This is a genomic window from Pseudarthrobacter sp. Y6, assembly GCF_050156205.1.
GTDB lineage: Bacteria > Actinomycetota > Actinomycetes > Actinomycetales > Micrococcaceae > Arthrobacter.
In genome coordinates, this window is record NZ_CP189574.1 from 2409093 (window position 1) to 2430903 (window position 21811).

Annotated in this window: 20 protein-coding genes and 1 pseudogene; 5 read left to right on the forward strand and 16 right to left on the reverse strand. The window is 67.0% G+C overall.

Features of this window, described 5'->3' with window-relative positions:
• Positions 1 to 4: 4 nt before the first annotated feature.
• The 7 genes and pseudogenes from ACQCSW_RS11545 to ACQCSW_RS11575 form a co-directional block, all read right to left on the reverse strand.
• Positions 5 to 226, reverse strand: coding sequence for a hypothetical protein (locus ACQCSW_RS11545; protein WP_426986025.1), 222 nt, complete (start codon positions 224 to 226; stop codon positions 5 to 7).
• Complete coding sequence (locus ACQCSW_RS11550) at positions 223 to 1494, reverse strand: inorganic phosphate transporter (protein ID WP_426986027.1); 1272 nt, start codon at positions 1492 to 1494, stop codon at positions 223 to 225. Before ACQCSW_RS11550 ends, ACQCSW_RS11545 begins: the two co-directional genes overlap by 4 nt.
• Positions 1495 to 1647: 153 nt before the next feature.
• Positions 1648 to 2157, reverse strand: a complete 510-nt coding sequence (locus ACQCSW_RS11555; protein ID WP_426986029.1) for an HAD domain-containing protein — start codon at positions 2155 to 2157, stop codon at positions 1648 to 1650.
• Between the two features lie 183 nt (positions 2158 to 2340).
• Positions 2341 to 2614 (reverse strand): annotated as a pseudogene (locus ACQCSW_RS11560) (3-hydroxybenzoate 6-hydroxylase); the annotation flags it as partial.
• A 170-nt stretch (positions 2615 to 2784) separates the two neighbouring features.
• Positions 2785 to 3216: a VOC family protein gene (locus ACQCSW_RS11565; RefSeq protein ID WP_426986031.1), complete on the reverse strand. Its 432-nt coding sequence runs from the start codon at positions 3214 to 3216 to the stop codon at positions 2785 to 2787.
• Between the two features lie 110 nt (positions 3217 to 3326).
• Entirely contained in the window at positions 3327 to 4046 is a 720-nt protein-coding gene (locus ACQCSW_RS11570) for a response regulator (RefSeq protein ID WP_426986033.1), read from the reverse strand.
• Positions 4043 to 6001: a DUF4118 domain-containing protein gene (locus ACQCSW_RS11575; protein ID WP_426986035.1), complete on the reverse strand. Its 1959-nt coding sequence runs from the start codon at positions 5999 to 6001 to the stop codon at positions 4043 to 4045. The genes ACQCSW_RS11570 and ACQCSW_RS11575 overlap by 4 nt, the downstream gene beginning before the upstream one ends.
• Before the next feature lie 179 nt (positions 6002 to 6180).
• On the opposite strand from ACQCSW_RS11575, the gene ACQCSW_RS11580 reads away from it, so the two are divergent.
• Positions 6181 to 8154, forward strand: a complete 1974-nt coding sequence (locus ACQCSW_RS11580) for an amino acid transporter (RefSeq protein ID WP_426986037.1) — start codon at positions 6181 to 6183, stop codon at positions 8152 to 8154.
• 20 nt (positions 8155 to 8174) lie between these two features.
• Here ACQCSW_RS11580 and ACQCSW_RS11585 read toward each other — a convergent pair whose 3' ends face one another.
• Positions 8175 to 8930: a ZIP family metal transporter gene (locus ACQCSW_RS11585; protein WP_426986039.1), complete on the reverse strand. Its 756-nt coding sequence runs from the start codon at positions 8928 to 8930 to the stop codon at positions 8175 to 8177.
• A 142-nt stretch (positions 8931 to 9072) separates the two neighbouring features.
• Here ACQCSW_RS11585 and ACQCSW_RS11590 point away from each other — a divergent pair, with 142 nt between their 5' ends.
• Positions 9073 to 9693 carry an L-threonylcarbamoyladenylate synthase gene (locus ACQCSW_RS11590; protein ID WP_111908010.1) on the forward strand — a complete coding sequence of 207 codons (621 nt, stop codon included), beginning with the start codon at positions 9073 to 9075 and terminating at the stop codon, positions 9691 to 9693.
• A 2-nt stretch (positions 9694 to 9695) separates the two neighbouring features.
• On the opposite strand, the gene ligD is transcribed toward ACQCSW_RS11590, so the two are convergent.
• From ligD to ACQCSW_RS11605, 3 genes are read right to left on the reverse strand one after another with little or no spacing between them, the layout of a single operon-like run.
• The gene (ligD, locus tag ACQCSW_RS11595; RefSeq protein ID WP_426990677.1) at positions 9696 to 10664 is read right to left on the reverse strand and encodes a non-homologous end-joining DNA ligase; all 969 of its coding nucleotides are present in this window, start codon (positions 10662 to 10664) and stop codon (positions 9696 to 9698) included.
• Entirely contained in the window at positions 10552 to 10968 is a 417-nt protein-coding gene (locus ACQCSW_RS11600; RefSeq protein WP_426986042.1) for a DedA family protein, read from the reverse strand. The genes ligD and ACQCSW_RS11600 overlap by 113 nt, the downstream gene beginning before the upstream one ends.
• Positions 10969 to 11017: 49 nt before the next feature.
• Positions 11018 to 11179, reverse strand: a complete 162-nt coding sequence (locus ACQCSW_RS11605; RefSeq protein WP_426986044.1) for a hypothetical protein — start codon at positions 11177 to 11179, stop codon at positions 11018 to 11020.
• A gap of 324 nt (positions 11180 to 11503) precedes the next feature.
• Between ACQCSW_RS11605 and ACQCSW_RS11610 the strand changes: the two genes are divergently transcribed.
• A complete protein-coding gene (locus ACQCSW_RS11610; protein WP_426986046.1) occupies positions 11504 to 12181 on the forward strand; it encodes an alpha/beta family hydrolase in 678 nt (225 codons plus the stop codon).
• 27 nt (positions 12182 to 12208) lie between these two features.
• Here the strand turns inward: ACQCSW_RS11610 and ACQCSW_RS11615 are convergent, their stop codons facing one another.
• The gene (locus ACQCSW_RS11615; protein WP_426986048.1) at positions 12209 to 12361 is read right to left on the reverse strand and encodes a hypothetical protein; all 153 of its coding nucleotides are present in this window, start codon (positions 12359 to 12361) and stop codon (positions 12209 to 12211) included.
• Between the two features lie 155 nt (positions 12362 to 12516).
• The gene (gene hrpB / locus ACQCSW_RS11620; protein WP_426986050.1) at positions 12517 to 15267 is read right to left on the reverse strand and encodes an ATP-dependent helicase HrpB; all 2751 of its coding nucleotides are present in this window, start codon (positions 15265 to 15267) and stop codon (positions 12517 to 12519) included.
• A 95-nt stretch (positions 15268 to 15362) separates the two neighbouring features.
• On the opposite strand from hrpB, the gene ACQCSW_RS11625 reads away from it, so the two are divergent.
• Positions 15363 to 15623 carry a hypothetical protein gene (locus ACQCSW_RS11625; protein ID WP_426990678.1) on the forward strand — a complete coding sequence of 87 codons (261 nt, stop codon included), beginning with the start codon at positions 15363 to 15365 and terminating at the stop codon, positions 15621 to 15623.
• Positions 15624 to 15679: 56 nt separating this feature from the next.
• Here the strand turns inward: ACQCSW_RS11625 and ACQCSW_RS11630 are convergent, their stop codons facing one another.
• The 3 genes from ACQCSW_RS11630 to ACQCSW_RS11640 form a co-directional block, all read right to left on the reverse strand.
• The gene (locus tag ACQCSW_RS11630; protein ID WP_426986052.1) at positions 15680 to 17533 is read right to left on the reverse strand and encodes a gamma-glutamyltransferase family protein; all 1854 of its coding nucleotides are present in this window, start codon (positions 17531 to 17533) and stop codon (positions 15680 to 15682) included.
• A gap of 105 nt (positions 17534 to 17638) precedes the next feature.
• Positions 17639 to 18895, reverse strand: coding sequence for an MFS transporter (locus ACQCSW_RS11635; RefSeq protein WP_426986054.1), 1257 nt, complete (start codon positions 18893 to 18895; stop codon positions 17639 to 17641).
• A 10-nt stretch (positions 18896 to 18905) separates the two neighbouring features.
• The gene (locus ACQCSW_RS11640) at positions 18906 to 21065 is read right to left on the reverse strand and encodes an elongation factor G-like protein EF-G2 (protein ID WP_426986056.1); all 2160 of its coding nucleotides are present in this window, start codon (positions 21063 to 21065) and stop codon (positions 18906 to 18908) included.
• Positions 21066 to 21228: 163 nt separating this feature from the next.
• Here ACQCSW_RS11640 and ACQCSW_RS11645 point away from each other — a divergent pair, with 163 nt between their 5' ends.
• Positions 21229 to 21810: a hypothetical protein gene (locus ACQCSW_RS11645; RefSeq protein WP_426986058.1), complete on the forward strand. Its 582-nt coding sequence runs from the start codon at positions 21229 to 21231 to the stop codon at positions 21808 to 21810.
• Position 21811: the final 1 nt, after the last annotated feature.

The window sequence follows — 21811 nt, forward strand, 5'->3', positions numbered from 1 at the left end:
AGGGCTACTTGCTGAAGTAAGGAATGATCAGGTACAGCCCGAACAGCACAGCTACACCACAGAGGCCAAAGCAGGCGTAGGCGAAGTAGCGTTTGGCGCGGGGTGAGGCCTGCTCGGCGTCGCCGGCGATGGCCGTCAGCCGCACGCCCAGCGAATACAGGACCACAACAGTTACCGCGGACACCAGGGTGGTGCCGGCCACAGTCAAGAGTTCCAACCACTTCATCGCTGAGCATCCTTCTGCTGGTTCGCCTTGGCGGCATCGTTCTGCTGGTCCGCCGTGGCGGCATCCTTTTGCTGGTCCGCCCTGGCGCGGGCCCGGGCGAGTGCTTTCTTCTTGGCGAAGCGGACGGCCTGGCCCGCTTCTTCGACTTCCACGGCATTGTGGTGGCCCACCGCCGACTTGCGGGAGTAGAAGAACATAAACAGCACCGCGGCGGTGCCGGCGACCGCGGCAATCACCACACCCACCACGCCCGTCTTCACGAGCAGCGCGGTCAGCGCGCCCACAATGCCGGCGGCCGGAAGCGTGAACAGCCAGCCCAGGGCGATCTTGCCCACCATGTTCCACCGCACCGTAGTGCCCTTACGGCCCATGCCGGACCCGATGACGGAGCCGGACGCCACCTGTGTGGTGGAGAGGGCGAAACCCAGGTGGGATGAGGCCAGGATGGCTGACGCGGTGCTGGTCTCGGCCGCGAAACCCTGGGCGGGCTTGACCTCGGTGAGTCCGGAACCCATGGTCCGGATGATGCGCCAGCCGCCTACGTACGTGCCGATGGCGATGGCCACGGCGCACGCCATGATGACCCAGAACTGCGGGCCCGAGCCCGGGGCCTGGGTACCGGCGGAAATCAACACCAGGGTGATGATGCCCATGGTCTTCTGGGCGTCGTTGGTTCCGTGGGCCAACGCCACGAGGCTGGAAGTAAAAATCTGGCCGGTGCGGAACCCGCCGCGCTTCTGCGTCAGCTTGCTGCCGGTTTCCGGATCGTGCCGCGCCGTTAGTGCATACGCAAGCCTGGTGCAGAGGTACGCCACAAGGCCGGCAATGAGCGGGGCGAAGATGGCGGGCAGGATGACCTTCTGGAGCAGGGTTTCCAGATTCACCGAATTGAAACCGATTCCGGCGATGGCTGCGCCGATCAGCCCGCCGAAGAGGGCATGGGATGAGCTGGACGGCAGGCCTTTGAGCCAGGTGATCATGTTCCAGAGGATGGCGCCCATGAGGCCGGCGAAAATAATGTCCGGGGTGATCTGGACACCGTCGGAGCCTTCCCGGATGATGCCGCCGGAGACTGTTTTGGCCACTTCCGTTGAGAGGAAGGCACCTACCAGGTTCAGGATTGCGGCGAGAGTCACAGCGGTCTTCGGTTTGATGGCGCCGGTGGCGATGGGCGTAGCCATCGCATTGGCGGTGTCGTGGAAGCCGTTAGTGAAGTCGAAAAATAGTGCCAGTCCGATGACCAGCGCCACCATAAAGGTGATATCCACCTGTTTCCCAATCTGCAGAGACGACGTTCAGCAGTTCCATTGCCCCCGCCTGCCCTGCACAGCGTAATTCACCTGCAGTTCACGTGGAATGACCTGCGATGTTAACAGAGCCGGGTTGAAACCCTATCGATCGTACGCGTCCATGGCACCAGGTCAAAACAGCTGGTTCGTGACAAACCCGCTGACGGCGTCCAGTTCGGCCGGAGAGATTCCCCGGCGGGGATCGGGCGCAACTGTGAGGATGCGCGGGCCCAGGAATCCGGCCCAGGCCAGCGCTTCCTGTTCATACCGAAGCTGGTCGTCAATCCACACGATGCCATCCGGGGTGTTGGCCGCCAGGTCTTCCTGGAGGGCGGCGAGCTTCCACCAGCCCTCCCCCGTTCCGCCACCTTCCGCTGTCAGGCAGGGCCAGTGGCCGCCGGCCAGACCGATGGCAGGGCATAAGTATTCCGCGGCCATCTCCTCCCAGCTGGTGAGCCACACAAACCGGACTCCGGGCACCCGGGAAAGTTGGTTCAGCCCGTCAACCAGGTGGCCCGCATAAGCCACTTCGAGCACACCGGCGTTCGCGAGGCGCCAGCCGGAACCCCACGGCGTGTTGCCCGTTGCTCCGAACGGGCAGACCACGCCGTCGACGTCCAGGTACAGGGTGACGTTCCGCAAGACCGCTCTCCGTCACGCCGGCAGACCCGGACCGGTCCTTAAATGAATACAGGGCTGCACGCTTCAATCGTTGCATTGCGGGCAGCCCCTCCTCAAGGACTCCTGGACAAAGAGACACTTCTAGACGCAGAGCGTCTTCGCCAGGCGGATTCAGGGCGGGCGGGGCTTCCGGGCCGGCTCTTGAACAGCAGCGTCTTCGAGGGCCTGGCAGGCGCCCCGGGCCAGGTACTGGAGCATGGGGTGTGCGGCGTCACCCATCAGCACCATCCGGCCTGCCACCCCGTTTTCGATCGGGTCACGGTGGTACATGGGCCAGCGCATGGCGGTGCCAAGATTCTTCAGGGCATCCTGTGCTGCCGGGAATGCAGTCCTTGTAAGCAGCTTCAAGTTCATCCACGCCGCCATATGGCTCTACGCCTTGTTCGTAGGACCGGGACTTGAACACGGCCACGGTGTCACCGCAGCACACAACGGGGCACCGCTGGGCGAAGCGCCCGCAGCCCCCCTGTGGATCTGAGCCGGTGACCTTCGGGTAGCCGAAGCAGCACGAACAGTCAGGAAAACGGAACAGCGGCGGGATATCCCGCCGCTGTTCCGTCGTTTTATGTCGTGGTTGAGGAGTGGTGTCTATGACGCGGGAGCCGTCTGGGGGTTGTTGACGTTAACCAGCCAGGCAGTCCCGAACCGGTCCGTGCACATGCCGAAGATGTCGCCCCAGGGCGCCGGTTCGAGCGGAACGGTGACAGTGCCGCCGTCGGCGGACAGCTTGTCCCAGTAGCCGCGCAGTTCAGCTTCGTCGTCGCCGCTGAGCGAAACCGAAATTGAGCTGCCGGTCGCGAGGTCCATGCCGTTGGGCGTGTCCGCCCCCATCAGGACCAGTCCGTTGCTGGCCGTCAGCATGCCGTGCATGATCTTGTCGGCTTCCGCCGGATCTTCGCTGGCGTGGAACTCCCCGAAAGTGCTGAGGGTCAGGTCGCCGCCCAACACGGACTGGTAGAAGGTCATCGCCTCCCGGGCGTTCTCGCGGAAACCAAGATAGGGGTTGAGCGTCGTTGGCATGGCCGGTTCTCCTTGTGGTGCGGAACTGATTCGGAAAGGAACAGTCAACATCCTGCCGCACTTCCAGCCGGGTTCATAGGGTTCACGGCACCCTGATTTTCCCGCGGGATTCAGGGCATAAAACGGTACCCCACACCAGGTTCGGTAAGCAGGTGGCGGGGCTTCCCGGGGTCGGCCTCCAGCTTCCGCCGCAACTGGGCCATGTAGACGCGGAGGTAGTTGGCTTCCGTCTGGTAGGCCGGTCCCCAGACGTCCAGCAGCAGTTGCTGCTGGGTCACCAACCGGGCAGGGTTCCGGACCAGCAGTTCCAGGATGTTCCATTCGGTCGGCGTCAGCCGGACAACGTCCCCGTCCCTTGTGACCTGCCGTTGGGCCAAATCCACGGTGAAGGAGGACGCGGCCACAGTGGGTACCGATGCGGATTCCGGAACGCGGCGAAGGAGCGCACGCAGGCGGGCCAATAGCTCGTCCAGTCCGAACGGCTTGGTGATGTAATCGTCCGCGCCGGCGTCCAGGGCGTCGACTTTGTCCGATGAGCCGTGGCGTGCGGACAGCACCAGCACCGGCAGGTTGCTCCACCGGCGGAGTTCCCGCAGGACTTCAGCTCCATCCAGGTCCGGCAGTCCGAGGTCCAGGATCATCACGTCAGGCGGACGGTGGGATGCCGCACGCAAGGCCGTGCCGCCGTCGGCCGCCGTGTCCACGGCGTAGCCGTGGGCCTGGAGCGTGATCCGGAGTGCCTTCAGCAGGTGGGGATCGTCGTCGATCACGAGGACACTGGTCCGGCGGCCGCCCTGCGTGACGGAAGAATCAGTCTGGTCCGAGTTCATGTGGCCTCCTGCCGCGGCTGGCCGGCCGCGTGGCGCGCGCCCGGCGTGCCGGTGGAAAGGGCCAGCCTGATCACCATGGTGAGTCCGCCGCCGGGAGTTTCCTCTGCAGTCAGCGTGCCGCCCATAGCCTTGACGAACCCGTCAGCGACCGCCAGGCCCAGTCCCAGGCCGGTGGCCTGGGGCCGGTCGTGGAGCCGCTGGAACGGCTGGAACATCTCAAACACCTTCCCGGCGGGTACACCGGCGCCGTGATCAATGATCCGCAGTTCGCCGGACGGATAGCCGTCAAGCGTGGCTGCGCCCATGCCGTCGGACGTGCCGGTAATGGTGATCCCGGAGCCGGATGCGTACTTGACGGCGTTTTCAACAATGTTGGCAATGACACGCTCCAGCAGCACCGGATCGGCTTCCACTGTGGGCATGTTGGCGGGCAGTTCAACCCGAACAATACCGTCCGGGAGCCCGCGCAGGGCCGGGGCGACACCCTCGCTCCACCGCACGGGTCCCAGCAGCGGCCGGACGGAATCGGCGGTGATCCTTGACATGTCCAGGAGGTTTCCCACCAGCTGGTCCAGCCGGTCCGAGCATTCATCGATGGTTTCCAGCAGCTCTCTTTCTTCCGCCGGGGTGTAGGTGACGGCCGGCTGCAGCAGGCCGCCCGCCGCGAGTTTGATCCCCGCAAGCGGGGTCCTCAGGTCATGGGACACAGCCCGCAGGATCGCCGTGCGCATGGTGTTCCCTTCGGCCAGCCGCAGCACCTCGCGCCGGCTGAAGGCCAGCTGGCGGCGTTCCAGCTGGGCTTTCACGTGGACCGCAAACGCACCCAGCAGCCGGCTGTCCGCTGCCGGCACCTCCCGGCCAAACAGCACCAGCCGGGTGTCGTCGTCGACCGGTTCTGCAGTGCTGCCCGGCAGGCCGATGACGCCATGCTCCCACCCGGTGGTATCCCCCGCCCCCGCCACCGGCCACCAGAACCGGCCGTCAGCGTCAGCGCCGTGGACTCCGGAAGACCCCGACGTCGGGCCGGAACGTTCCGCCTTGCCCTCCCGGCTGCTGAACACACCGGCACCGGTGGCACCAAAAGCGTCCAGGGCCTCCGCGAGGATCCCGTCAAGGGTGTCCTCCGAACGGGAGGCGCCCAGCGCAAGGTCGCCCAGCGTCGCTGCCTCCGCCTGGGCGCGGGCAGCTTCCTTGGACCGGCGGGCAGACCTGTCCACCACGCCGGCGACGGCCACGGAGACCCCCCCAAAAACGGCCAGCGACAGGAGGTCCTGCGGATCACTGATCGCCAGGTCCCCCAGCGGCGGCGTGGAAAAGTAGTTCACCAGCACGCTGCTCCACATCGCGCCGACGATGGCAGGCCACAACCCGCCCACCAGCGACACCGCAACGGCGCCGGCAAGCTGGACCAGGACGGCGGTGGCAACGCTGTGCTCGAAGGCTGCGAGCAGCAGCTGCAGCAGGACCGGCAGGGCTGCTGCGAGCGCAAAGCCAATACCAACCCTGGTCCGGCCCAGGTCAGGCCGCCTGCGCGGTGCGTTCCGCTGGGGCGGGACGCGGGAAACTACCTGGACATCAATGTCCCCCGCACCGCGGACCACTCGGGCTTCCACGGTGCCTCCGGCGAACAACCCTGCCAGCACACCGTCAAGCGGCCCGCGGCGGGACTGCCCCACGACAATATGGGTGGCACTGGACTTCCGTGCGTAATCCAGAAGGGCCTGGGCCGGATCCGACGCGGAGACGGTGTGGTAAGTCCCTCCCATGTCATTGATGAGCCGTCGTTGTGCCTCCAAAACCTGTGGAGACTCGCCCGCAGCACCCCCGGCGGTGCGGACGTGGACGGCCACCAGCTCGCCGCCGTCGCTCCTTTCAAGAATCCTGGCGGCACGGCGGATGAGCAGTTCTGCGTCGCCGCTGCCGTTGAGGCCAATGACTATCCGTTCCCGTGCCATGCGGCCATTCTCCCACCCGGATCCAGACGTCCCGTGCGGCCCTTCCCCGGGGATTGTGGCTTTTGGTCATACAGGCGTTAAGGATGCGTCAAGATCCGCCGGAATCCGGCTTCACTGCGTGTGGCGAGTACTAGATTCGGCTGTGCCCGCGGTGCTGTGCCGCAGACTGAAAGGCTTTTATGACCACCATGAGCAGGCCACCCGCCGATCCCTCGGCCCTCCGTGCGACGCGGAAGGCGGCCCTCGGCAGTTGGCTGATGTTCGGCTTGGAGGACGCGAAGGGCACCCATCAGGGTCCGGGCGGTCTCGCCGACCAGGAGAGGAAACACCACTGGTGGCAGGTGATGTGCCTGACCGGTGTGGACTACTTCTCCACGCTGGGCTACCAGCCGGCCATCGCGGCGCTCGCGGCCGGCGCCATCTCCCCCCTGGCCACGTTGGTCCTTGTGGCCGTCACGCTGCTGGGTGCGCTCCCGGTCTACCGTCGGGTTGCAGGCGAAAGCCACCGCGGCGAGGGTTCCATAGCCATGCTGGAGCGGCTGCTGCCCAAATGGCGGGGCAAACTCCTGGTGCTGGTGCTGCTGGGGTTCGCGGCCACTGACTTCATGATCACCATGACGTTGTCGGCTGCGGATGCCACGGCACACCTGATCGAGAATCCGTTTGCACCGGACGTCCTGCACGGTCAGGAGGTGGCCGTGACGCTGGTCCTGCTTGCCTTGCTCGCTGCGGTCTTCCTGCGCGGGTTCAAGGAGGCCATCGGCGTCGCCGTGGTGCTGGTGGTCCTGTACCTGGGGCTCAACGTGGTGGTCATCGCCAGGTCGCTCGTGGAGGCGGCCGCCCATCCGGTCGCCGTCGGTGACTGGTGGCAAACCCTGAACACCTCGCACGGGAATCCGCTGATGGCGGTGGCCATCGCCCTGCTGGTCTTCCCCAAGCTGGCGCTGGGGCTGTCCGGCTTTGAAACCGGCGTCGCGGTGATGCCGCAGGTCCGCGGCGGCGCGGGCGATACCGAGGAGAACCCGGCCGGACGGATCCAGGGGACAAGGCGGATGCTGACCACTGCCGCCGTGATCATGAGTTCCTTCCTGGTCACGAGCAGCTTCACCACGGTGGTCCTGATCCCCGCGGACGAGTTCCTGCCGGGCGGGCAAGCGAACGGCAGGGCGCTGGCGTTCCTCGCGCACGAATACCTTGGGCCGGGCTTCGGAACGGTGTACGACCTGAGCACCATCGCCATCCTGTGGTTCGCCGGTGCGTCCGCGATGGCCGGCCTGCTGAACCTTGTTCCCCGGTACCTGCCGCGGTACGGCATGGCCCCTGCGTGGGCGAAGGCAGTCCGGCCCCTCGTGCTCGTCTTCACGCTGATCGGGTTCCTGATCACCTGGCTGTTTGAAGCCGACGTCGACGCCCAGGGTGGAGCGTACGCCACCGGCGTCCTGGTGCTGATGACCTCGGCGGCAGTAGCTGTGACGCTCTCCGCCCGCCGGCTTCAGCAGCGTAAGCGGACCATCGGCTTCGGCGTGATCACGGTGCTTTTTGTCTACACGACGGTCGCCAATATCTTTGAACGTCCCGAAGGAATCCGGATTGCCGGCTTCTTCATCCTGGGGATCATCAGCATCTCGCTGCTCTCGAGGGTGCTGCGATCCTTCGAACTGCACGCCACGCACGTCCGGCTCGACACCCAGGCCCTGGAGTTTCTGGCGGAGAATCTGACCGGGCCCATCGGGATCATCGCCCATGAACCGCTTCGCCAGTCAGCGGACGCTTACCGGCGGAAGCTGGCGTCGGCCACCGAAGCAAGCCACTTCCCCGCGGACTACCAGACGCTGTTCCTTGAAGTCACGGTGGACGATTCCTCCGACTTCGAGACGGCCCTCGTAGTCCGGGGCGTGGTGCGGCACGGGTTTGCCGTGCTGGAGGTGCACGGACCTGGCGTCCCCAACACCATCGCCTCGGTACTCCTGCACATCCGTGATGTGACCGGGCTGATGCCGCACGTCTACTTCCGCTGGACTGAGGGCAATCCTGCCGTGAACCTCCTGCGCTTCCTGGTGCTGGGCGAAGGCGAGATCGCTCCCGTGACTCGCGAGATCCTGCGCGAAGCCGAACCGGATGTCGCGAAGCGGCCGTGGGTGCACGTGGGCTGACCGTTGGCGACGGCGGGAGCTCAACCCCCGAGTTGGTGGACTGTAAAGGCCGTCAGGAACCCTACGGAAGCGGTCAGTCCCGTGAGGTTGTGATGCTCCTCGAACGCCTCGGGGATCATGGTGTCGGCGAGCATCGCCAGGATCCCGCCCGCCGCGATCGCGGTAATGAAGGCGACGACGGCGTCCGGAGCGTTCTCCAGCGCCACGTACCCGAGCAGTGAGGCGAGCCCGGACATCACGGCAATGCCTCCCCACACCCCAAAAATGTAGCGGGTACTGCGGCCTGCCTTCTTCATCCCCGCAGTTCCGGAAAGACCCTCGGGAACGTTGGAGATGAACACAGCCACAAGCATGGCCGGACTGACCGATCCCGCGGTGATGAGTCCGACGCCGAGCACTACCGACTCCGGGATCCCGTCGAGGAGGGCGCCGAAGGCGATGGCCGTGCCGCTGCCCGGGCTGTCCTGCTCCGACGGTTGCTGGCCGCCCGAGCGTTTGCGGTGTTTTGCGCCGGCCCGTGTCAGGAGCATGTTCACTCCCACGTAGACCACGGAGCCGGCCAGGAATCCGGTCACGGTGGGCCACAGGCCCCCTCCATCAACCGCCTCACCGACCAGCTCGAACGCCAGGGCCGAAATCAGCACGCCCGCCCCAAAGGCCATGATCGAGGAGACAAGTTTGGACGGAATCGCCCATTTCCATGACGCGGCAGCCCCCAGCACCAGCGCGGCACCGCCCACGGTTCCCCACATCAACGCCTGAAGCCACACCGGCATGCTGCCACCTTTCGTTCGCCCTTCACAGGATTCACCCGCCTGACTGAACCTCTACGCCCTGAACCTATACGCCATCGGCGTTGTGTGCACGGAGCCGTGCCTGTCTACTGACCAGGGCGGCAATTGTCGTAGGCTCAGGAGCATGGCCAGATACTTTGATGTTCATCCCCAGGATCCCCAGCCCCGCGCGATCACTCAGGCCGTGAAGATCGTGCTCGACGGCGGGCTGATCGCCTACCCCACAGACTCCTGCTACGCCCTCGGGGCCCAGCTGGGCAACAAGGATGCGCTGGACCGGATCCGGAATATCCGCAAGCTCGACGACAAGCACCACTTCACGCTGGTGTGCAAGGACTTCGCCCAGTTGGGCCAGTTCGTGAACATCGGCAACGATGTCTTCCGCGCCATTAAGGCCGTCACGCCCGGAAGCTACACGTTTATCCTGCCTGCCACCAAGGACGTTCCGCGCCGGCTGCTGCACCCGAAGAAAAAGACGGTGGGCGTGCGGATCCCGGACAACCGGGTGGTCCAAGCACTGCTGGCCGAGCTTGGCGAGCCGCTGCTCTCCAGCACTTTGCTGCTCCCCGACGAGGAAGACCCGCTGACCCAGGGCTGGGAAATCAAGGAACGGCTCGAACACGAAGTGGACGCCGTCATCGATTCCGGCGACTGCGGGGCAGAGCCCACCACGGTGATCGACTATTCCAGCGGAGTGGCCGAGGTGGTCCGGCGCGGCACTGGGGACCCGTCCCGGTTCGAGTAGCCCTAGTCCTGTTTGCGGGCCCGGCTCGGCTGAACCCGCGGGGGCTCACCCGGCATCTTCGGGTAGTCCGGCGGGAAGGGCAGCTCGCCGAGACCGGCCTTGAGGTCCCGCTCCCACCAGCCCAACAGCACGTCGATGCTGCCCGGATGCGCCTTCATGTCTGCCCAGGGATCGCCGATGGTCCTGAGGCGTTCGGGGACCGTCAGGATGGTGAAGCTCTTGGGATCCGCGCTGCCCAGTTCGTCCCAGGCGATGGGGCAGGAGACCGGCGCATGGGCCAGCGCGCGGGGGCTGTACGCGCCGGCGATGGTCCGGTCCCGGTTCGCCTGGTTGAAGTCCAGGAACACCTTCACGCCCCGTTCCTCCTTCCACCAGGCCGTGGTCACCTTGTCCGGCATCCGCCGCTCAAGCTCGCGGGCCGCGGCGATCACCGCGTGGCGGACATCCAGGAATTCGTGGTTGGGCTCGATGGGCGCATAGACGTGCAGGCCGCGGTTCCCCGATGTCTTGATGAACGTGTCCAGCCCGGCCTCCGCCAGCACCTCCTTCAGCGCCAGGGCAGCCGGGACAGCGTCGTCGAAGTCAGTTCCCGGCTGGGGGTCAAGGTCGATGCGCAGCTGATCAGGGTTATCGGTGTTTTCTGCATGTGACGGCCACGGATGGAACACCACCGTATTCATCTGGACCGCCCACACTGCCGCTGCGGGTTCGTCAAGGACCAGCATGGGGTGCGAGCGCGCGCTCGGAAAGATCACTTTCACCGACCGGATGAAGTCCGGGGTTCCCTTGGGCGGGTTCTTGGAGAAGAACTGGTCCCCCTCGACGTTTTCCGAGAACCTCTGCAGCGCCACCGGCCGGTCACCGTTCGCGGCAATGAACGCCTCTCCCACATCCACTATGTAGCGTGCGAGGTCCAGCTTGGTCAGACCCAGCTCCGGCCAGAGCACCCTGCTGGGGCTGGAAACACGCATCTCGCGCTCGCCGTGCGGTCCCGGGACAGTGAGGGTGGTCTGTTCGCTCGCCATGGGGACAACCTACCCCTGCACGGTCTGCTGCGTCAGCACCCGGTCCATCCGCCACGAGCTGCCAGTTCGAACCGAGAAAATATCCGGCCAGGATCAGGACCGAGTTCCAGATGAGGCTGCCGGCGACCGTCAGGCCCAGGAAGCGCCACAGCGGCATCCGGTCAATGCCGGCGGGGATGGAAATTAGGCTCCGGAACACCGGAACCCGGCGGCCCAAAAAACCGCTTTGCTGCCATGCCGGGCGAACCACGCCTCCACCCGGTCGACGTCGTCGACGGCCACGAGAGGGATCCTGCCGATCAGCGCCCGGGTCCGGCCCGTCCGAGCCATCCGCCGAGGACGTAGAGCAGGTACGCCCCCAGGAGTGACCCTGCCGTGGTCCACAGGATGGCGTCCAGCAGGCTGAAGCCACCGCGGCTGGCCGTGAAGCCGGCGAGCGGAAGGATGACCTCGCTGGGCATCGGCGGAACAGGTTTTCCAGCGCCACCACCAGACATGCCCCGGGGGCGCCGACGGCCTCCATCACGCCCACCACCCACGCCGAGAGCCCGTTGAGATCGGCCGTGGATGAAGAGGCGGCTGCCGTGGACAGGGCTGTGGCCAGGGAAAGGGCTGCGGTCATGGTGGCTCCTCCAGAGTCGGGTTGACTCCCCACTCTCCGGCCACTGGCTGGCCCGGGCTGGCCCCCCTGCCGTGCCCCACCTGTGCAGGCAACCAGTGGCACCGCCTGTGCAGCCAACCGGCCGTCCGCCAGAAGTACGGAAGGAATCCGGCATGATGGATCTATGACTGTCTCAGAGTCCGCCCTGACTATCGCCGTGGGCGACGTCGGCGTTTCCGCCGCCTATGCCCGTCCCGAGCATGCGTTCGCCACCCTGGTGGTGGCGCACGGGGCCGGGTCGGGCATGGAGCACCCCTTCCTGACCGGGTTCACCCGGGCATTGAACGGCGACGGCGTTGCCACCTTGCGCTTCAACTTCCCCTACCGCGAGGCCGGCCGGAAATTCCCGGACCGGCCGCCGGCAGCCATCGCCGCCTGGCGTGCCGCCATGCAGGAAGCAACGCGGCGAGGGACCGAGCACGGTGATGCCGGACCGGTGTGGGCTGCCGGCAAATCGTTTGGCGGCCGGATGGCGTCCATGGCCGTTGCCGAGGGAATGGATAGTGCCGGACTCGTCTACCTCGGCTATCCCCTCCACCCGCCCGGTAAACCGGAAAAGCTTCGCGACGAGCACCTCTACGGGCTCACGCTCCCCATGTTGTTCCTGCAGGGCACCCGCGACACCTTCGCCACGCCGGATCTGCTGGAGGGTGTGGTCTCCCGGATCGGCCCGGCCGCTGTCCTTGACTGGATCGACGGCGGTGACCACTCTTTCGCCGTCGCAGGAAAGAAGCGCGACGCTGCAGAGATCGGAGCGTCGCTGGCGCCGAAGGTCGCGGAGTTCATGCGGAGCCGCAGCTGACCGGTCCGGCCAGGCGTCCCGGTCCGGCTACGCAGCGTCCTCGTGCCACCAGCCTTCCCATGCGGTGGAGGTCAGCCGACCGGTGGGGAAATCAGTCTTTCCGATCCCGCCATTGTGCGGGCGGCTGCCCTCTCCGCGGCCGGCGTCAAACAGGAGGTTCAGGCTACTCAAAAGCAACATTATTGTGTCCTTTCGTGTGATGGTCTGGACCACGTTGTCCAAGTAGGAACGAGCCTAACTGCGCCATGTTTCAGCGCGTCGACGCAACGTTTCGGCCAAGTATCGGACAACTCACCTGTGCAACCAACGAAAGAAGGCCCCCGGACGGGCCGTCGCTACATGCGGGCTTTGGTCCGTGCAGTGGGCTGCGCCGTCCAGGGATCCTCCGGCCAGGGATGCCTGGGATAGCGGCCGCGCATCTCGGACCGCACCTGCGCGTACGGCCCGGACCAGAACGACGCCAGGTCATCCGTCACAGCAAGCGGCCGCCGCGCAGGTGACAGCAGGTGGAAGAGGACAGGCACCCTGCCGTCCACCAGCCGCGGCGTCTCAGCCCAGCCAAAGCATTCCTGCAGCTTGACCGCGACAACCGGCCGGCCGGCGTCGTCCGCGCCTGCCTGCCCGGGTCCTGCCTGGTCCGGCGCGGCCGAGCCTGACCCGGCATAGTCCGAAACGTCGGGGTAGTCGATCCGCACCATCGATCCGCTCGGCACTTTCAGCGCCTCCGGTGCCAGTTCCGCCAGGCGGACCGCCTCGGGCCAGGGCAGCAGCCGCCGCAAGGGGTCGGTGAGGTCGATGCTGTTGGTGGAGGCGCCGCCGGCCAGTGCCTCAAGCTCCGTTCCCAGCCAGGAGTCCAGCCGAGCCAGCAGCGACGGTTCGGAAACGTCGGGCCACGGCTCGCCCAGTTCGCGGCGCAGCAAGGCGAGGCGGCGGCGCAACGCATCGGCCGCCGTCGACCATCCGATGGTTCCCAGTCCCTCCTTGGCGAGGGCGCGGGCCACGGCGGCACGGCCGTCCTCGGCGGACGGGCGGACGGGCGTGGAGGACAGACTGATGGCACCCAGCCGGCGTTCCCGCCTGGCCTTCACCCGGCCCTGGCTGAACTGCGCTTCCACCGTGTCGGTCAGGAGGTGCCCGGCGGCCGCTTCGGCGGTGTCGGCGCTCAGCGGCGCGGCGGAGCGGATCACCGCGCCCGTGCCGGCGGCGTCCCGGCCCGCGGCGCGCGAAACCTCGGCCACGGCCAGCCACTCCTGCCCGGCCAGCGGGCTGCCCGCCTGCAACCCCGCGCGCGTACCCGACGACAGCAGGTACCGTGACGGGCCATCGCCCGGGACGCGCCGGGCCACGCGGTCCGGGAATGCCAGGGCGACGACGACGCCCACCGCTTCAGCAGCGGTCACCGGCACGTCGGATGCCAGGGCGGCGATGACAGACGGGCCGACGGCGGCGCCCTCCTTCCGCGCAATGGTCTCCAGCCTGCGGACGTCCTCCGCCCAGCGCCTGGCGGCTGGCTCCTTTCCGGTGCGCAGTGCGGTCAGAAGCCGCGTGAGGTCGGCCCCCGGGGCCCGCTGGTCCCCGGCCACGAGTGCCACTGCTTCCGCTGCGGCGTGGTGACCTACGGCCGCTGCGCCGTCGAGCAGTGCGCGGGCCAGCCGGGGATCGGCCGGGACCCTGGCCAGTGTCCGCCCCAGCGCTGTGGCGTGCCCGTCGCGGGCCACGGCTCCGAGTTCGCGCAGGACTTCCACAGCCTCGCCCATGGCCGCTGCGGGAGGTGCATCCGGAAGCGCCAGCCCGGCGCCGCCCGGGGATCCCCAGCAGGCCAGGACCAGCGCAGCACCGGTCAGGTCCGCGACGGCAATCTCCGGGGTTACATGCGCCGGCGCGGCACCATAGGTCCTCTGGTCGTAGCAGCGCACCACCCGGCCCGGACCCTGCCGCGCGGCCCGGCCGGCCCGCTGTTCTGCTGAGGCCCGGGAGCAGGAAACAGTCACCAGCCCGGACATGCCGCGGCTGGCATCGCGGCGAGGTTCCCGGGTCAGCCCGGAATCGATCACCAGCCGGACACCGGGGACGGTCAGGGAAGATTCGGCCAGGTCCGTGGACACGATGATCCGGGCAGGGCCGCCCGGCCTGCGCCCCGACACGGCCTGGTCCTGTTCGGTAGGGCTGACCTGGCCGTGGAGTTCCAGCACCTCGGTTCCGGGGGACGTCCGGCCGCGGAGTCGGGCCGCCACATAGGACACCTCCCAGGCTCCCGGGACAAAGACCAGCGCATCGGTGCCCGCGTCCAGCGCCCCCGCGGCGGTGTGGGCCTGCGCGGCCGTATCGGCCACGTGGTCCAGGAACCCGCGTGTGACCCCACGGTCGTCCAGCCGCGGCAAGGCGGCGGGTACCCACTCCACGTCCAGGGGGTACAGCGCCGAGGGGCAGTCGACGACGGGAGCTGGCCCGCCGCCGTCGTCCGCTGTCCCGGCGTTTCCGGCTGCGCCCCCGATCAGGGCGGCGAAGCGGGGCGCGTCCAGTGTGGCGGACATGGCCACCAGGGTGAGGTCGCCGCGCAGCTGGCGCACTTCCGTGAGCATGCCCAGCAGCAGGTCGGTCTCGAGGCCGCGTTCGTGGACCTCGTCCAGGATGACCGCGCCGGTGCTTTCCAGGCCGGGATCGTCGAGCAGGCGCCGCAGCAGGATCCCCGGCGTGACAAATTCCACCAGGGTGGCAGGGCCGGCCTGGCGTTCACCGCGGACGGTGTACCCTACGCGGTCTCCGATCCGGCTGCCGTCCAGGGCGGCCAGTCGCCGGGCGGCTGCGCGGGCGGCCACCCGCCGGGGCTGGGTGACCACCACGCGCCGGGCCTCCCTGGCATGTCGTGTCAGGTTGGCGAGCAGCGGCGGGACAAGCGTTGTTTTGCCGGTGCCGGGCGGTGCCTGCACCACCGCCGTACCCGCCGCACCGCCGGCGCGCAGCACAGAGGACAACTCCCCGAGTGATTCAGCAAAGGCCAGACCGGTGCCGATGGCCGCCAGGTTAAAGGCGCTGGCGGCAGAGGTGCCCGGAGGGACGGCGGCGGAGTTGGCTGGCGATGTCACCCGTCCATTGTCGCCGCAATCCCGCACCGGCATCAGCGCAGGTGGGGCGGGATAGGTCAGACTGGAGGTCGTCGACCATGAAAGCAGGATTTCCCTTGATCAACCTCCAGCAGGACTCCGAAGGTTTCGTCCGCATGAAGAGGCACTTTCCAGCCAGTGCAGCAGTGACTGTCACGTTCAGCGACGGCTCCCAGGAGGTCTTCTCCGGCGGCAGGCTCAACGAGATCTACGACAACGCCCTGGCGGTGTTCCGTGCCCAGAACCAGCTTGATGCCAAGGGCTTTTCCCGTGGTCCGCAGAAAAAGGTTCAGACCAGCATCGAGTTTGTGGCCGTCCGTCCCGGGATGGGACAGTAACCCGGCCCCCGCGAACCAGGCCCGCCGCCCCAGGCGGCCCATCCCGGCCCCCAGACTCACCGCGACGGTTTGACCACCATCGCCGAACCGCCGCCGCGCCGCAGGGGCTCGGCAACGGCGGTCATGCTCTTGCCGGGCCCAAACTCGATGGCTGTCGCCGCACCAATTTCTGCTGCCGAGGTGAAGGCGTCCCCCGCGGGCACCAACTTATGACCGAATGGTGCCAACTGGTCTCCGAAATCCGTGATGAAGCCCGGCTCGGCCGTGACATTGGTTGTGTTGCGCTGGGATGCACGAGGGGCCGCGAGTGCCGCCAGAATGTTCATATCCAGGTCCACCCTGTTGAGGATGGTCTGCAGCACGGTAGTGATAATGGTCGATCCGCCGGGGGAACCGAGCGCCAGGAACGGCTTTTCGTCCTTGAGGATGATGGTGGGCGACATCGAGGACCGTGGGCGCTTGCCGGGCTCGATCCGGTTCGGGTCTGTCGGGCTGGTAGACGTATACGAGAAGTCGGTGAGCTCGTTGTTGAGCAGGAACCCGCGGCCGGGCACCACGATGCCGGACCCGCCGGTCTGCTCGATCGTGAGGGTGTATTCCGCCACGTTGCCCCACCTGTCAGCGACAGTCAGGTTGGTCGTGGAGATGTTTTCGGTGTCCTTCTCGTCTGCGGCTGCCGAAGGTGCAACCGGGCACACGCCGTCGTACTCTGACACGTCCCCGGCCGGTACCGGCTTGGTTGCCGCCGTCCCGGGGTCAATGGCGCACGCCCGCTCCTTCCCAAACTGCGGATCGGTGAGGGCCTCGGTGGGGACATCGACGAATGCCGGGTCGCCCAGGTATTTGGCACGGTCCGCGAAGGCCAGTGCGCTCGCTTCGAGGTAGTGATGCAACGCGGCTGGCTTGGTCATCTCGCGGAGGTTGAACGGCTCCAGGATGTTCAGCGCCTCGCCCACTGTGGTGCCACCGCTGCTCGACGGCGCCATGCCGTAGACGTCGTAGCCGCGGTAGTCCACATGCGTGGGATCCTGGTCCAGCGTTCGGTATGCGGCGAGATCCGCCGTCGTCAGGTAGCCCCGAAGTGCTGGAAGGCTGGTGGGCGGGTCAGTCACAGGAGGCACCCATGCGGGGTCTTTCGGCGGGTCCTGCACCGTGGCGGCCATTTCCGCCGCGAGGGGACCTTCGTAGAAAGCGTCGGTTCCCTGCTTGGCGAGGAGCCGGTACGTCTTTGCGAGGTCCTGGTTGTGGAAAATAGTGCCGACGGCGGGAGCATCACCGCCCGGCAGGAAGAGACTGGCTGTGGCGGGGAAGGCCGAGAACCGGACCTTGTTGTCGAGCGTCTGCTGGCGGAAGGTTTCGTCTACCACGAAGCCACGGTTAGCCACCTTGATGGCAGGTTTGAGGGCCGCGCCAAGATCCAGCGTTCCCCACCGTTCCAAGGCCCGTTCCCACGTGGCCGGTGTGCCGGGCGTGCCGACGGAGACTCCGCTGGAGACGAGCTCGGGAAAGGTGTACAAGGTTCCGGACGCCGGATTGACGAACGCGTCGGTCGGCATCGTAGCCGGAGCCGTTTCGCGGCCATCGATGGTTCCCACTTTGCCGGTCTTCGCGTCGTAGAACACGAAGTATCCGCCGCCGCCGAGGCCGGCGCTGTAGGGCTCGGTCACGCCCAGGGTCGCGGCCGCGGCGACGGCGGCATCCGCCGCATTGCCCCCGTCGCGGAGGACCTGGATTGCTGCAGCGGACGCCTCCGGGTCAACGGTGCTCACGGCCCCGCCGTACCCGGTGGCCATCGCCTCCTTCTTGATCTCCCGGGGGTCTGCGAACGCGGGACTGGTCACCGCCCCAACGGTCACGCTCAAGGCCAGGACAGCCGTCACAGCAGCCAATTGACGTCGCACACTAGGCATGATCGCTCCCAAGTCAGGGTGTTGCGCAGGGTGGGTTTGCGCCACGATACTCCGCCGCGTATGGACTCTCAAGGCTCAAATCTTTTTTCTGCCGAGGCCATGGCCTCAGGCCGATGTGCTGGTTTCGGTGGTCGCTGTGTCGGCCGGCGAACGCCGGCGCCGGCTCGCCAGCAGGAACGGCAGGGAGAACAGTTCGATCACACCGCTGATGGCAAGCGAGAGGGGGTAGCCGTACACGTCCGCTGCCCGGCCCATCAGCGGCTGGACCACGATTCCACCGCTGGATCCCATCAGCGAATCGAAGCTGAGTACCGTTGCCCGCTGTTTTGAGTCGATCATGTCGTTCAAATAGGCCTGCCGCACGGGGGTGCCCGCCGCGGAGACGAGCGCCCAGAGCACCAGCAGCAGCAGGGCCACCCAGAACACGCGCGTGATGCCGAGCGCCACCAGGATCAAGGCGCCCATGATGCTGCTCACCACCAGCACGGTGGTGCGTTTGTGGACCTGGCGCCGGACCATCGGTGCCAGCCAGCCGCCCACCACCTGTGCCCCGGCCACAATGCCCGCGGCGAGTCCGGCGACGGAGTAGGCGTGCGGGTCGCCGAAGAGCTCCAGCAGGTACGGCTGCAGGGCATAGAAAACATAAATCCCGACGCCGGCGCTGAACGGCGCGGCCAGCATGATATACCGCACCGGCGGGTTTTTCAGCCCGCTGTCGATGGAGGCGGACAGCACGTCCCGGCTCGCCCTCAACGGATGGGGAGAACGTTCGGGGGTGAAACCCACATCGCGCATCAGCCAAAAAGCCACCCCGAACATCGCCAGGAGCACTCCCACACGCAACAGGAACGGCACACCGAGGTCAGTGGCCTGGGCAATCACGCCGCCGGCCGTCGAACCGACAAGCATCGCGACACCCGAGACCATCAGTGCCCGCCCGAACACTGCTTCCAGCTCACCGTCGTAGCCGGAGAAACGCAACGCATCCACCAGCCATGCCTCCACGGCCCCGGAGAAGAACGTGAAGCCCAGGCCCAGCAGGACGGACACCACGGCCCAGGCCCAGAAGGGAGCGGACAACTGCCAGAGCAGGTAGTACAAGTACGTGGAGGCCGCCAGCGTCACCGTACCGAGGAGGAATGAGACCCGTCGACCCCAACCGTCCGCGATGACCCCGGTGGGCACTTCGAACAGGACCATGCCGGCCGTGAAGAAGGCGTTGGCCGCGAAGGCTTCGAGGTTGCTCAGCCCGGCATCCAACAGAAAGAGCGTATTGATTCCCCAGATGAAAGAGGCCGCCAGGGTATTGCCCAGGGTGAGGGTGAGGTAGATGCGCTGGATCTTCCGCGCGGCGGCGTTCATGACGTGGCGTTCATGAGCTGCTGGGCACCGGGTCATGCCGGAGGTACCGGCGCCGGAACCGGCCGGTCCCGGCAGTCAGCGCCCGCAGCTCCACAGCGTACTTCAGCAGTTCCTGGTCAGGGACTTCCGCGCTGATTTCAGTCAGCTCACTACCGGAGGTGGCCGTACCGGTTAACCTGCCGCGGCGTGCCGAGAGGTCACTCATCACGGCACCCACGTGCGCCTCGGACACGGTGATGCTGACCGAGGAAACCGGCTCGAGCAGCTGGATGCGACCGGCCGCGGCGGCCTCCCGGAGCGCCAGCGCGCCCGCCGCCTGGAAGGCGGCGTCGGAAGAGTCAACGCTGTGGGCCTTGCCGCCCACCAGGGTGACGCGCAGGTCCACCACGGGGAACCCGGCAGCCAGCCCTTTCTGCATCTGCGCCCGCACCCCTTTCTCCACGGAGGAGATAAACGTTCCGGGGATCACCCCGCCCACCGTTTTGTCGACAAATTCAAACCCGCCGCCACGGTCCAGCGGCTCCACGTCGATGTCGCAGACGGCATACTGCCCGTGGCCGCCGGACTGTTTGACGTGCCGGCCGTGGCCCGTCGCCGGGGCGGCGAACGTTTCCCGCAGCGGCGTCACCACGCCAATGGTGTGCAGCTTCACGCCCTGGTCGCGCAGCCTGTCCAGCACCACCTCGGCATGGGCCTCCCCCATGCACCAGAGAACCAGCTGGTGCGTTTCCGCGTTCCGCTCCACACGCAGCGTGGGATCGCCGGCGGCAACCTTCGCCAGGCTCCGGGCCAGTGCATCCTCGTCACTGCGCGAGTCCGCCTCGACGGCCACCGGCATCAGCGGCTCCGGCATCTCCCAGGTGGCCAGCAGCAGCGGCTGGTCCTTGGCCGAAATGGTGTCCCCGGTTTCGGCGCTTCCCAGTTTCGCCAGCGCACAGATGTCACCGGCCACACAGTGGGCGACAGGACGCAGGTTGGGGCCCAGCGGAGAATACAGGTGCGTGACGCGCTCGTCGGTATCATGGTCCTGATGGCCGCGGTCCGCGAGCCCGTGCCCGCCGACGTGCACGGGAGTATCAGCACGCAAAGTACCTGAAAATACACGCGTCAGGCAGACCCTCCCCAGGAACGGATCAATGGTGGTGCGGACCACTTCAGCTGCCAGCGGCCCGTACGGGTCACAGGCCAAGGCCACCGCCGGAGCGCCCGCCAGGTCAGTCACCTCCGGGAGGCCGCCCTCCACCGGCGACGGGAAGCCCCGGGTCAGGACTTCCAGCAGTTCCGCCGTGCCGAGTCCGGTGACAGCCGAGGCCGGCACCACCGGGAAAAAGGAACCGCGGGCGACGGCGGTTTCCAGGTCCGCGATGAGGACATCGGTATCGATGTCCTCACCACCCAGATAGCGGTCCATCAGGGTCTCGTCCTCGCTCTCGGCGATGATCCCTTCGATGAGCCGGCCCCGGGCGGCTTCCGACGCCGCGCGCTCACCGGCGTCAACGTCCCGGGAACCTGCGGCCGCCTCCCCGGCGGAGTAGTCAGAGACTGTGCCCGTCAGTAATCCGAGCAGCCCGCTGGTTTCGCCGCCGGACCGGACCGGCACGTACAACGGCAGCACCGCGTCGCCGAACGCCTGCTGGCAGGCGGCCAGGACGCCGTCGTAATCTGCCCGGGGGTGGTCAAGGCGGGAGATGACCACAGCCCGCGGCATCCCGAGGCCTTCGCATTCGCCCCAGAGCGCCGTAGTGGTGGCGTCGATGCCGTCAACGGCGGAGACAACAAAGAGGGCGGCGTCCGCAGCCCGGAGCCCCGCCCGAAGTTCGCCGATAAAGTCCGGATATCCCGGAGTATCCAGCAGGTTCACCTTGATCCCGTCGACGAGCAGCGGAACCAGGGATAGCGTGACCGACCGTTGCTGCCGCACTGCCGAGGGGTCGGAATCGCTGACGGTGGTGCCGTCCGCGATGGAGCCTTTGCGTGAAATCATGCCGTGGGCGGACAGCAATGCTTCGATCAGCAGGGTTTTCCCGGCGCCCGAATGCCCCACGAGCGCCACGTTGCGCACCTGTTCCGGATCTGTTGCCGCGACGCCGTGCGGAGCATCAGCCCGGCGGACCTCCGGCCCTCCCCGCCCCTGTGTCCGCGCTGCGTCCTTTGCGCCTTTCACTGACATGGGAACCTCCTGGCGTCTTTGCCATGAACCGGGCCGAATCGTGTTCTCTGATTCGACACCCTGGCGGGCGCAAGGGCAAGAGTGTCCACCCGGACGAGGCGGCCGCGGCGGAGGATAATGGCAGCCAGAGCCCAGGAGTCCGTGCCACTGTGAGGAGGTCCGCGTGCAGCCGCTTCCGCGCATCACAGTGGAGGTTCCCGTGCTCATGGTGGGATCAGGCCCCTCTGACTACGAGGCGCTCGGCAGCTATGTCAACGGACTGCGCAGGCCGCAGGGGCTGCACCTGACGCTGCTGCATATCGGCATCCTGGCTGATTTTGCGCAGGACGTGGCGGACTGGACCAAGGGAATCACTTGGGCCGGTGATGCCGTCCGGCACACAACGGGCTGGTTGCAGGGCCTGCCCGTACTGGACGGGTTTACGGGTACCTCGGAACAACTGATCGTGCTGGGTGGCGGAGGCATCTCCGGGCTCGAAGTGGACGTGCCCCGTCGCGTACGCGACTACCAGGTGTCCCTGGTGCAGGGTCTGCATGATCTTCTGGACCGGCTCCTCGTGGACAATGTGGACGACTTCATCCTCAGCTCAGCGGCGCTGGGCTACCGGTATCCGCACTGGGTGCCCCACGTCGCCGTCGGCCGTCCACTGTCGCGGGAACGCGGACCGCGGACCATTGCCCCGCTGTCCGTCGTCTTTGGCCCGTCGCGGATCAGGAACGGACGGTTCCTCTCGGCAGCTGACTGAG